Genomic DNA, 11,903 nt, shown 5'->3' with positions numbered 1-11,903 from the left:
TGACACCTATCTCGACCAGTCACACCAGCCATCGAATGAACGGCGCTGGTCACGGGGTTGCGATCATACGAACATTTGTTCGACCATGGGCATATGGATGTGACCAGAAGGGCTCAGTGGGCCGCCTGATACTTCGTGATGACCTCGGCCGGCACCCGGCCCCTCGCGGCCACCTCGATGCCCTGAGAAGACGCCCATGCTCGCACCACTACCGGGTTCGGCTGACCGCCGGAGCGAACGGATACCCGGGTCTTTCCACGCTTCGCGCCGCCCTGCTTACGTCCGGCCTCCACGAACGGGGCGAGGGCCTTACGGAACTTGCCTGCGTTCTTCTCGCCGAGGTCGATCTCGTATGACTGACCGTTGAGGGCAAAGACGATGGTCTCGACGGCCTCGGAGCCGTCCAGGTCATCCAGGAGTTCAACTACAACCTTTTGTGCCACTGGAGTGCCTCTCTCAGGACGCCCACTCTACGGAGAGAGGGGTCATTGACTATTAGCCATAGGCTACCCGCATTGGGCCGGACGCATCGCGGGGGGATCACTCTCATCGTGCTAGGCCAGGCCGAAGAGCTCCTGGTCGATCTCTTGGAGTACGGCCATAATCTCCGCTGCCGACTCCGCAAAGGGCGGCTTTGACGGCGTCAGGCTCTTCTCGACACCACTTGTCCACGGCCTTGGTCAGCTTCGCTTTGGGTCCACGCTTCTGATCGTGTGGGAGTTCCAGGGCGACAGCAGCCTCTTCTTGGAAATGGACTGGGCGTAGGTTCTGACGCCATCCGTGGGTCTATCGGCTCTGACTCTGAGTATTCACTCACTCATCAGCGGTTGTCTATTGATGGGGCGAGGCCACCTGTGCTCACTTTCTTCGCCTCGTCCGAGAACCCTAGGAGTTCTAGGGCTTCTGCCAGCTCCGCCCTACATTCATTACGCACTTCGCCAGCGAATACGTGGTTCATGTCATCGAACCGTTGCCGCTCCCGCAGGAACATCAACATATTGAGCACCCTGCTGGTTCCTGTCTGAAGTACGGCAGCCAGAAGATCTACGGCTGCACGACTTCGCCGACTGCTTCGGAGAGCATCGATAAGGGCGCACATGTCCTTAGGAGTGCGATAGCAACAAGTGCTGATAAAATATTGCGCATCAGAGTGCATCCCCTCATCCCGGAGCAGAGTGAGCAGGGCCATCACATCTTCTGCACCACGACGCGAAGCGAGGAATAGAACGTTATTTGCGGCAACAACTGATTCAATCTCCCTAAGCTCCTTGACTACTGGAAGGAGCAATTCAGAAGGCCGCCTAACGATAAAATCACAGATGGCATCAAACGCCCTCCCTCCGCCCATTCGCTGCAAGGCGTCAACGATTTCCGCAATCTCGCTAACCGCCCGACGACAGCTCACCCCTAGCGCCATCCCAAACAGCACGGAGTGGTCATCCGAGTCAAGGCAGCGCAGGAGCAGTGCGGCATCCCGTGGCGACCTCCAGAAGGCCGCCATCATCAAAGTCATCATCAAAGGCGAGGACGTCTTGTCTCGCGCTTCAAGCGCGGCAGCGGCTTGCGCAATTTCGATCGGGGACCGCCACGCAGCACCATAGTAGAGGACCAACTCTAACTCCATGTCGAGGAGATCTCCAGATTTCCAAAATTCCTCAAGCGCCCACTCCTCCGGGAACATTAGAAACTCGGCTTCCTCTTGCAGCCCTCTACTCGCCAAGGCTCCGATGAGGGCTTCGATTCCTCCAGCCCGGAGAAATACCAGCCAATCATTCATCTGCTCGACAGCCGCCAAAATCCTTGTATACTCCCGAGAGAATTGGTCGGTCGCCTCGTGATAGTCCCGAAGTAGACTCTCTCTGCTCTTGACTCCTTTCAAGGTTGAGTCAATCGAGGATTTCAGTTCTGGGCGCTTCTCATCTGCCTCCAGCCAGAATCCGTGAATGCGCAGAACTGCTTCTTCAATATTTACTTGCGAGGCTGATTTCTCCGCAAGAATTCTGACCAATGATTCAAGCCGGGGCCAGCCGGGGAGCCCTCCTACTCCTCTCAAGGTGTCGCTGATCGCAGCATGGCTGAGCAACCCGGGAAGGTCGTCCCGCTCTCGAATGGTGTTGGCCAGCCAGCGCAAAGACGGCTTGCCCGCGAGGCCGTAGAGTTCATACAAGGCCACGACCAGGTTCCTACGCGGCCCAGCTGGACAGTCGCTCTCCCCTGGCATACGGATACCGGGCACGCCCACCCCCCTCTGTTGCGAGTCCTCATCATCCTGACATGCCCGCCAGTTGGGCTGCCTCGTCAACAACTGTCAGGTGGCGTAAGGAATCGCTCCACCGCTCGGCGCATGGGCAAGCCTTGGAGCTATCCCAACTCGCTCTCTGCATCTCATGGAGATCTCGTGCCCGATCGGTTCGAAGCTCAACACCAGGGACGCCAAGTGCTGTTCGCCGCCGCTGTGCGTGGTGCATGTGCCGGCGTTACTCGCTCCCTCGCAGACTTGGTGCTTCACTACCTTCTCCACTGACACCTCCGACCTAGCAACCGCGCCACGTCGCCCACTCTGCGTCATCCCGGCGGACGCACCACTGATCAGCCCACCAAGGACTGCGTCACCAGCGTCCCGCCCGGATGCCGCTGTGCAACTTCCGGCGATCAGCCAGAGTCCCGATCCAGCTGCCTGCCACAGGATCATTCGGGGAGTTGCCACTATGCGGACGGTCAGCCCGTCAGCCCAGCACCCGACATCCCGATCAAGCGCCAACGGTCCGTAAGTTGACCTCCGATCAGCAACTTGCCCCCATGCTGCCCCTTGCGCCACACTGGCGGGTGGTCCGGCTTGATCCGGATGATGTAGCCATACTGCGGATTGCGATTGGAGGGCGTCAGAGGTTCATGGATCGGCTTTATGTTTTTGAATGGAAAAGCAATCCTAGTTCGTCTTACTAGGACAGCTTAATTCCTCGGGATACCCAAAAACAGGCCGAATTGCACCTCCGCCCCGAAGCTCCAGCTTCTCCACAACGAGAAGAAATACTGATCTAAATCCTCTGAAATCCGGCCCTCTTGGATCTCTGAGGAAGCTTCAGCCTGCCCTGATTCTGAACCCGGCCACATTCATCGGTCGGGGTTCACGGCGCAACGACTCAGACTTCCTTTCACTGGCCCTCGTGGGCCGCTCCACTTCCCGCTGGCCGGTCTCCGGCACGTCTGGGCAAGGAGCGGCATGGCCGTTCCTTGCCGGAAGGGCCTGGCTGTGAGCCAGATCATCAAATCCCCCCTCGTTGCAGGAGCCGTGGGGTTGCCCGCCGCCCTTGCCGGGGTGCCATGGTGGGTCGCGCTGACTGCCGCCCTCCTCGTAGGTCTGGCGGTCCCGCTCAGCTCCGAGATGCGTGCTTGGCTGAGGATTCGAGATCAGCGTCAGGTGCAACGGGCGGCATTGCTGGCTATCGGCAGGATCGCTGAACCCAAGGATCAAGTCCAGGCACTTATGCAGCTCCATCAGGCAGCTGGTGGAAGCGCATCTTTGACACCCTCCAGCGAGACCGGATCACCACCATCACAGCCACCTGGCGCGACCTGACTCGTGAGAGCAGTGAGTTCGGGAACTGAGCTGAGGCTGCCGCTCGCTCGCACCCCAGCGATCAAGTGTGCTCAGTGTCGGCGACGGGTGAATACGGTTCACTCATTGCCGACACTCAGCTGTCCGCACTCCCCGCGTAGGAGCCGTCAACCGGATCTTGTACGCTCTCGCGCTCCACCCGGCGACCTCTCGCCAGCTTCTGGAGGAATCGGATGGTCCCTCCGTGGTAGTCGGCTGGGTGGTCACAACGCGACGCAGTTGTCGGCGGGGGTAGGTATTGCACGATGTGCGCGCACGGCGAACCGGAGAATCGCAGTACCTCTACTGCGGCGGGGATGTGGCAGTCACTGATCGTGTGGAATTGCAGTTCGACCCGGCCGTCCCCGCATCCATCCGCTTCGAGGTAGAGCCTGCACTCGTCATACCCCCACTGGCAGTGGCAAGCGTCAGTCCGGAGTGTGAGGGGAATGCCACATCGTGGGTCGCTGAGCGCTTGGAGCAGAGCTTGGTGGGGTTCGATGCTGGCGCGGGTGAACGTCATGCGGAACGCAAAAGTGGTTGAGTGCTTGTGGTAGCCGGCCATGTCGTGCCAGTGCGCCGCGCTCCGGAAGATCATGAGGCGGCGCAGCAACGCACTGCCCAATGGGGCGGCTGAATGACCATGGCTGATGTACTTGGCGTGCTCGTTCAGGTAGGCGGATTCGTTCGGTGTCAGAGTGGGGTGACGCATTGCCAGGGGTTCGTTGCTGGCGCGTGCGCGTGCGCTTCGCACCCTTTCGATCTCTCGCCATGAGCGCGTCGGGACGCCCTCCAGCCGGATTCGCGCCGAGGTTCCCAGGAGCATGACGTCCAAGCGGTCGTGCGCGGCTGTCTGGAGACGCAGGCCGGGTACACCTCTCATGTCGTCTCGCCCTCCGGTGGGGAACAGGCCCCACGCCAGTTGGTCGGTCAGTCCGTCCGGATCGTTGTCAGCGGCGAATCGGACAATGAGCGTATCCGGCCTCGGGACGACGCGTTCGACACGCAGCGGACGAGTTGTGTAGGTGCTGGGGTAGTCGAGCAGGCAACGCATGACCTCGGATTCCAGCCTCTGCTGAATGCCTTCGGCTGCCGGGATGATGGCGCTGGTCCTGGCAAGTCTCCGGATTTCCTGGGCGGCGCCTGCCGCAGTCTCGCCGGTGTACCGGCGGCGGAGTTCCACCACATCCTGAAAGCTCATGATCGCTCCCGATGGCGAGGCCGGATCTCACGCGATCGAAGAAGCACAGGAAGACCATGTGCGTGTCGGGGGGCGAAGTTGAAGCGAGGGACGGCACGACGCCTATTTCCACACGCTGTGCCGCTGATCCGGCAAGGCACACGAGGAGGGTTCCACTCGACCCGCCATCAATCTATTGATCCGAATACGTAGCGTGCAAGTGTCATCACCCGATCGGGTGCCATCAGGGCCGTAGTCCCAGACTCCCGCCGTAGTGAGTTCCCGCGGATGCTTCAACAGGCGTAACCGTGCTGCCAGCGGCTCGTTGAGCTTGTTGGGGCAGATTCGTGACGCCCCGGTCCGGCCCTGGCCAACCCGTGAACGGCTACAGGTCGCGTGACCAAGAAGCGGCTTCGCAGCACCACGATCTGTAGCAGTCACGGCAGCTGTAGATCGTGATCTTTGGGTTCATGGGGTGCTGTCGGCGTAGGCGTGCCAGCGTTGGTGGCAGGCGCGGGCGCGGTGTTGGTGGCGGCGTCGCCAGGCGGACCAGCGCAGGACGTGGCCGGCGTCCCGGCGGGGCGTGGGGAGGATCAGTAGCCGGAGCAGGCGCAGGAGTTCGAAGCTGCTGAGTGGGACCAGCTCGAGCCCGGCGGGTGTGGGTTCGCCTGCTTCGAGGGCGGTGGCGACGGCGAGGAATGCGTAGGCGACCAGGGCGGCGGTGGACCAGCGGTGCCAGCTGGTCCAGGTGGTGACCTGGCCTTTGTCCAGGCCGACGGTGTTCTTCGCGGCTTGGAAGTCTTCCTCGATCTTCCAGCGCAGGCACACGATGCCCACCAGCCGCGCCAGGCTCGCCGGTATCGGGCTCCAGCAACGGTAGTAGGAGACGGTTCCGGTGTAGCGGTGGCGGCGGGCCAGCAGCACCGAGACCCCGCCTTCCGCGTGGTCGGCGGGGGTGTCGTCGGGGTGGACGTCGAGCATGGCCCAGTCGTAGTCGCGTGCGCCCTTGCTGCCGGTTCCGGTGCGCATCCGCTGCCAGGCCCCCTTGGGGACCAGGGCTTTCGCCTTGGCGGCGGACAGCCTGGCGCCCGAGGGCAGGGTGAGGTGGTGGCTGCTGCGGACCGCGACTGCGTAGCCGAGGCCGAGCCGGCGGCAGGTGGTCCGCAGGGCCTTGGCGCCGTAGACCTCGTCCCCGGCGAAGAAGCTCGCGCGGACCCCGGCGGCGTGCGCCTTCTCCAGCATGGCCTGGGCCTGGGCGGTCTTGGTTGCGAACATCAACTCCTCTGGCACGCCCGTGTGTTCGCGACGCTCCTCGTCGGCGGCCCACTGACGGCCGAGGTAGTGGACGCGGTCGACGATGGTGTGGCCGCGGCTGGTGGCGTAGGTGAGGTGGACGGCGACCTGGCACAGGCCGATCCCGCCGAGCGAGCCGGAGTACTGGTGGGCGGCGCCGACCGCGTCGGTGGAGGACTTCGCGTCGCCGGTCTCGTCCGCGATCAGCACCGCGTCGCCGTCGTCCAGCGCGGCGACGGCCCAGGCGGCGGCCGCGTCCAGCACCGCTTCGTCGTCCCAGCTCGCGCGGGAGAGCAGGTGCTGCAGGCGGTGTGGGCCGCTGTGGCCGATCGCCTCGGCCAGGGTCCAGCAGTTGACGTTCTCCAGTTCCATCAGCAGCCCCTCGGCGAGCTGGCGGAACGTCGAACGCGTCTCCCGGCGGGGAAAACCGCTGGCCACAGCGCCCATGAGGTCCTCGAAGAGCTCACGGTGCCAGTCATGCGCTATCGTCGGCGCGGCAGCCGCCGCGTACTGATGTTGAGTCACATCTCGTCATGATCGCGGCGGCTGTCCTCATGCCCGCAGACGGCCCCGGCCTCGCTGACCAGGAGCAACACCACCGAGATCACGATCTACAGCTGCCGTGACGAGGACTTCTTCATTCGGAAGGCGATCGGCTGGGCGCTGCGGCAGTACGCCAAGACCGACCCGCTCGCCGTCCACGCCTACATCGACCGGGAGCGGGGACGACTGTCGCCGCTCTCGGTAAGCGAGGCACGCAAGCGCGGCCCGGAACCGGAGAAGGCGAAGAACAAGAAGAAAAGGAAGAAAAGCTGATGGGCGACGTGATCCTGGTGCATCACAGCCAGACCGAATGGAGCAGGGACGGTCGCCACGCCGGCTACACCGACCTGCCGCTCACCCCAGGTGGCGGCCGTGGCCGGAGTGGGTCACTCCGCCCTTGAACGATGGCGTTGAGGTGTTTGCTCTGCCGCAGCGCTTGACCCGGGCGTTGGCCACCGCTAGCTCCACCGAGCTGGAAGGGCTTGCCGGTCGCTGGACCGTGAGGCTCTCGTCTGCTGACAGAGACGATATGACCGACGATGATCTACGTGCGGTTCTGCAGGGAGTTGCCCGGCTCGCGGCGTCCGCGGTGAGCACGGGCGGTGGCCTCTACAGCTGGAGTTTCTGACCGCCCGGTGGAACCTCTTCGTGCAGTGGAATCGCCGCCCACTGGGTGACAGCCAGGATGAAGAGTTGGAGCAGGTGACAACAAACCCGACCATCTGGTGACAAGAAGCGCGACGACTGCACTACGAAAGCCCAGCTCAGTCTCCGAATCGGTGACATCTATCTCGACCAGTCACACGAGGCTCGTACTTTGCTCGCCAAACCGCTCGATGTCCTGATCTCTGTGGTGATCAGGGGGAACCCTGTTGCGGATCAGTGCGCTACCTGCCCAGGGTTCCCGTGCTTGGTTTGCCCGGGGTATCCCCCGAGGGAGATGATCTTGCGGACGGTGTCCGCCTTCAGTTGCTCTCATCTGCGCCGAGGTCGATGCGCATCGCCAGGTGGACGAGGTCCATTGCTTTGAGATAGTTCTGCATCCGCGGCGGCTCCCCGGCCGCAGAGTGCATGTTCCTACCGTCCACCACCAGGTCGCGAAACTCCCGCGCATATCTGTCGAACTCGTTCGCCGGCGTCAGCACCGATTGAGGGGCCAATACCGCCAGCTCGTATCGCGCCGCGTAGCAGGCCGCGTAGGCGCCGAATGCCCGGTTCTTCCTGTCCTCATCGGTCAGTCCTGCGGCAAGGGACAGCATCCTCAGCTGCGTGCGCGTCTCGGCGTGGGCAGCGAGCTACCTCCCGTACACCTCCCGCTTGGTCTTCCAGCGCTCCACGCGATCCTCGCGGTGTTCCCGTCGCCGTTCGACCAGGACTGCTGTGCTGAGGGCGATAACAGCACCAAGGAGCGTCGCGAGGAGCGGTGTCCACGTCATGTGACGACGGTAGGGGGCGCAGGGTGGAGTGACCAGATCGCGTCAACTTGTCGACGGTGCCGAGCCCGTCCGGCTGCCCGCCGCCGAGATGATCTTCGTGGAAGTTTCGCAGCCGTGTGCTGCCACCGTCGCGCACCAGCCGTAGCGCTTGGGCCACGTCCGGCAAGTACTGTCGCTACACCAGGGTGGTGCCATGCCCACCGTTCGCGCGCTCGCGCCACCAGCTGATCAGCGCCGCACGGGTGATGTAGGCGAAGACCCATAGGTGCATCGGAATCGCGCTCGGCGCCCAGTTGGAGTCCTGGGCCGCGTGTCCGGTGCTGCGGTCCGGGCACTCGGGCAGCACCCCGTCGTCGTCCCGGTACAGGATGGTCTGCGACATCGCGACGGGGAACGGCGCGCCGGCGTGCAGAAACCGCGACCGGTAGGTGTAGATCAGCGCCATGGCTGTTGAGCGACGTTCGTTGTGGTGATGGGTGAGCGGGTTCGCGTCAGGGTCGTGGTGATGTGGGAGAGGGCAGCCCGGGGGGGTTGCCCTTCGTCGTGTGCGGCGACAGCGTGCTCATGGTTGAACATGGGCGCGGCCCTCCCGGTGATCTCTTGGCCGAGTAGTCCGGGAGGGCCGCATCGCGCTCGGAGGCGCTGTGGTCACGGTAGAGGTATCGCCGGTTCGGGTCGAGATGCGGTTGTCGGCGGGCCGGATCGCGTGTCCGGGGTGCGGTGCGGGGCTGCGTCCGTGGGGTTGGTCCGGGCGGCGGTCGGTGCGGGATCTGCGGGGGCTGCGGCTGGAGTTGAGGCCGCGTCGGTCGCGCTGCCCGCAGTGCGGGGCTACGCATGTGTTGCTGCCGGTCACGGTGCTGCTTCGGCGTGCTGACGCGGCGGTGGTGATCGGGGCGGCGCTGGTGGCGCGGGCGGCTGGGAGCGGGCATCGGGTGATCGCGGCCGGGCTGGGGCTTCCCGATCAGACGGTGCGGGGCTGGTTGCGCCGGTTCGCCGGCCGGGCCGGGGTGGTGCGTGAGGTGTTCACAGTGCTGTTGGTGCAGGTCGCGCCTTCGGATCCGGTGCTGCCCGATCCGAGGGGCGCGCTGTTCGCGGACGGGGTCGCGGCGGTGCTTGCTGCGGCGGGCGCGGTCACCGCCAGGTGGCCGGAGATGGTCGCCTTGTCGCCGTGGCAGGTGGCGTCGGCGTTGTCGGGCGGGCGGCTGCTGGCACCGGGCTGGCCAAGATCGTCGATCAACGCGAGTCGCCCCTGATGCGGGGCCGGTGGGGCGGGCGAGGGTGGTGGGCCGGGACTGGCGGCCGCCTTCGGTCGCCGGCCCGGCTTGGTGCTCAAGGGGAGGTCGGTGCCGGTGGCATCGCAGTACGAGGAAGAGATGCGCAAGCGCGCGGAGCGGGCCCGCCTGGTGGGTCTGTTCCGTTACGGGGTGGTCCAGGACGCGCTGGACCCGGCGCTGTCGGCCAAGCAGCGCGGAGTGCTGGTGCGCGAGATCGCCGCGTTGACCCATGTCGGCCTGGACGGGGAGCCGGTGCAGGTGGCGCGGGGCACCTTGGACCGGTGGATCCGCTCCTGGCGGGTGGGCGGCTTCGAGGCGCTGGTCCCGAACGCGATGCGGGTCGCGGCCAGGACGCCGGCCGAGGTGCTGGAGTTGGCGGCGGGCTTGAAGCGGGAGAACCCCGGGCGCACGGCGGTGCAGGTCGCGCGGGTGCTGCGGGCGCACTCGGGGTGGGCGCCCTCGGAGCGCACCTTGCAGCGGCACTTCGTGCGCCTGGGCCTGGACCAGCTCGGCCAGGACCGGCCGAAGGAGGTCTTCGGCCGGTTCGAGGCCTCGCGCCCGAACGAGCTGTGGGTCGGTGACGCATTGCACGGACCGCTGGTCGCCGGGCGCAAGACGATCCTGTTCGCGTTCCTGGACGACCACTCCCGGGCGGTGATGGCGGCCCGGTTCGGCTTCGTTGAGGACACCGTGCGCCTGGCGGTCGCGCTTCGTCCCGCGTTGGCGTCCCGGGGTGTCCCCGAAGGGGTCTATCTGGACAACGGGTCGCCGTTCGTGGACTCCTGGCTGATGCGGGCCTGCGCTGTCCTGGGGGTCAAGCTGGTCCACTCGCGACCCGGTCGACCGGAGGGCCGGGGCAAGATCGAACGCTATTTCCGCACGGTTCGGGGCCAGTTCCTGATCGAGACCGCAGACCTGGCCGACCGGCCCGCCGACCAGGCCGCAGCGGCATTGGCGGAGATGAACCGGAAGTTCACGGCCTGGGTGGAGACCGAGTACCACCCGCGCAAGCACTCCGAGACCGGTCAAGGACCACTCGCCCGCTGGCAGGAGGGCTGGGAGAAGGGCCAGGGCCCGCGGCTGCCGCATCCGGACCTGCTGCGGGAGGCGTTCTTGTGGTCCGAGTGGCGCAACGTGTCCAAGACTGCGACCGTGCGCCTGCAGTCCAACTCCTACCAGGTCGAACCCGCTCTGGCGGGACGCAAGGTCGAGCTGGTCTTCGACCCCTTCGACCTGGAGAACATCGAGGTCCGCCACGGGAGCCGCAGCTTCGGCGCCGCGACGCCCTTCGAGATCCGCCGCCACTCCCACCCCAAGGCCCGCCCCGAACTCCCACCCGAACAGCCCGCCGCCGCGACCGGGGTCAACTACCTCGCCCTGCTGGACGCCGCCCACCAGGAACAACTCGCCGGACGCATCAACTACAAGGCCCTCCTCCACGAAGACAGCGACAGCGACAGCGACAGCGACAGCGACAGCGACAGCGACAGCGAAGGGGATCACCGTGCCGGTTGACCTGCAAGCACTGGACCGGGCCTGGGAGCTGTCGACTCGGGCGCTGGACCTGGCCGACCGTGTCTGCCAGCGCGCGAAGCTCCGTGACACCGAGTTGGCCGACCAGGCCGTGTTCACCGCCGCGCGTCTGGCCTTCGCCCTGTTCGACCGGGCCGACGCCCTGCAGCGGGCCGCGAACGCGCAGGTGACGCGGTGATCGAGCGCCTGCAGCAGTACTTCGGCTTCACCAAGATGCCGTTCGGCAAGAGCCTGGCCCCTGGGGCTCTGCACCGTCACGGCGCGCATGCTGAGGCGGTGGCCCGGATCAGCTGGGCGGTCGCGGAGCGCGCGATCGGGGTGGTCACCGGGGAGGTCGGCGCGGGCAAGACCGTCGCTGTCCGCGCCGCCCTGGCAGCTCTGGACCCGGTCCGCCATCAGGTCATCTACCTGGGCAACCCCGCCGTGGGCTCGCGCGGGATCCACCGCGCGATCGTCTCCGCGCTGGGCGGCAGCCCGCACCCGCATACTGCCGCGCTGATCCCGCAGGCCGCCGACGCGCTGGCCACCGAACGCGCCGAGCGCGGCCGCGTCCCCGTCCTGGTGCTCGACGAGGCCCACCTGCTGAGCCACGACCAGTTGGAGTCGGTGCGGATGCTCACCAACCAGGACATGGACTCCGCGTCGCCGTTCGCCTGCCTGCTGATCGGCCAGCCCACCCTGCGCAGGAGAATCAAGATGGGCACCATGGCCGCGCTGGACCAGCGGATCGCGCTGCGGTTCGCGATGCCCCCGATGACCGGCGAGGAGACCGGCAGCTACCTCAAACACCACCTCGCCCTGGCCGGCCGGTCCGACCCGCTGTTCTCCGATGACGCCGTCCAACTGATCCACACCACCGGGCGCGGACTGCCCCGCGCGGTCAACAATCTTGCCGTCCAGGCCCTGCTCGACGTCTTCGTCCAGAACAAGACCATCGTCGACGAGGCGTCAGCACGCGCCGCTGTCGCCGAAGTCACGACAGAGTGAGCATCACCGCGGCGACATGAACACAAGGGCCGGTCCGACTCCGTCGGACCGGCCCTTCC

The 11,903-nt window shown here is 65.5% G+C and carries 11 protein-coding genes; 5 read left to right on the top strand and 6 right to left on the bottom strand.

What is annotated here, in order from left to right:
• Positions 1–113: 113 nt before the first annotated feature.
• The 4 genes from BS75_RS09695 to BS75_RS09685 all read right to left on the bottom strand — a co-directional run bounded on the left by BS75_RS09695 (position 114) and on the right by BS75_RS09685 (position 6,596).
• Positions 114–443, bottom strand: a complete 330-nt coding sequence (locus BS75_RS09695; protein ID WP_034087927.1) for a histone-like nucleoid-structuring protein Lsr2 — start codon at positions 441–443, stop codon at positions 114–116.
• A gap of 377 nt (positions 444–820) precedes the next feature.
• Positions 821–2,167, bottom strand: a complete 1,347-nt coding sequence (locus BS75_RS47965; protein WP_152646419.1) for a hypothetical protein — start codon at positions 2,165–2,167, stop codon at positions 821–823.
• A 1,528-nt stretch (positions 2,168–3,695) separates the two neighbouring features.
• On the bottom strand, positions 3,696–4,799 hold the full coding sequence (locus BS75_RS09690) for a hypothetical protein (protein WP_034087926.1): 1,104 nt from the start codon (positions 4,797–4,799) through the stop codon (positions 3,696–3,698).
• A 447-nt stretch (positions 4,800–5,246) separates the two neighbouring features.
• Positions 5,247–6,596 (bottom strand): IS701 family transposase, encoded by a 1,350-nt coding sequence (locus BS75_RS09685; protein ID WP_034087588.1) that lies wholly within the window; start codon positions 6,594–6,596, stop codon positions 5,247–5,249.
• Positions 6,597–6,650: 54 nt separating this feature from the next.
• Between BS75_RS09685 and BS75_RS46285 the strand changes: the two genes are divergently transcribed.
• Positions 6,651–6,887, top strand: coding sequence for a DNA alkylation repair protein (locus BS75_RS46285; RefSeq protein WP_269330732.1), 237 nt, complete (start codon positions 6,651–6,653; stop codon positions 6,885–6,887).
• A 692-nt stretch (positions 6,888–7,579) separates the two neighbouring features.
• Here the strand turns inward: BS75_RS46285 and BS75_RS09675 are convergent.
• Positions 7,580–7,873 (bottom strand): hypothetical protein, encoded by a 294-nt coding sequence (locus BS75_RS09675; protein ID WP_034087924.1) that lies wholly within the window; start codon positions 7,871–7,873, stop codon positions 7,580–7,582.
• A gap of 352 nt (positions 7,874–8,225) precedes the next feature.
• On the bottom strand, positions 8,226–8,495 hold the full coding sequence (locus BS75_RS09670; protein ID WP_034087923.1) for a hypothetical protein: 270 nt from the start codon (positions 8,493–8,495) through the stop codon (positions 8,226–8,228).
• A 391-nt stretch (positions 8,496–8,886) separates the two neighbouring features.
• Here BS75_RS09670 and BS75_RS09665 point away from each other — a divergent pair, with 391 nt between their 5' ends.
• The 4 genes from BS75_RS09665 (at position 8,887) to BS75_RS09650 (ending at position 11,844) form a co-directional block, all read left to right on the top strand.
• Positions 8,887–9,303 carry a hypothetical protein gene (locus tag BS75_RS09665; RefSeq protein WP_197091886.1) on the top strand — a complete coding sequence of 139 codons (417 nt, stop codon included), beginning with the start codon at positions 8,887–8,889 and terminating at the stop codon, positions 9,301–9,303.
• A 96-nt stretch (positions 9,304–9,399) separates the two neighbouring features.
• Positions 9,400–10,839, top strand: a complete 1,440-nt coding sequence (locus BS75_RS09660; RefSeq protein WP_231607680.1) for a DDE-type integrase/transposase/recombinase — start codon at positions 9,400–9,402, stop codon at positions 10,837–10,839.
• Positions 10,829–11,035: a hypothetical protein gene (locus BS75_RS09655; protein ID WP_034087040.1), complete on the top strand. Its 207-nt coding sequence runs from the start codon at positions 10,829–10,831 to the stop codon at positions 11,033–11,035. Before BS75_RS09660 ends, BS75_RS09655 begins: the two co-directional genes overlap by 11 nt.
• Entirely contained in the window at positions 11,032–11,844 is an 813-nt protein-coding gene (locus BS75_RS09650) for an ExeA family protein (RefSeq protein ID WP_034087041.1), read from the top strand. The genes BS75_RS09655 and BS75_RS09650 overlap by 4 nt, the downstream gene beginning before the upstream one ends.
• The last annotated feature ends 59 nt before the right edge of the window (positions 11,845–11,903 follow it).

This window comes from Streptacidiphilus albus JL83 (assembly GCF_000744705.1).
GTDB classification, from domain to species: Bacteria; Actinomycetota; Actinomycetes; order Streptomycetales; family Streptomycetaceae; genus Streptacidiphilus; species Streptacidiphilus albus.
This window is presented reverse-complemented; position numbering and strand designations above follow the sequence as displayed.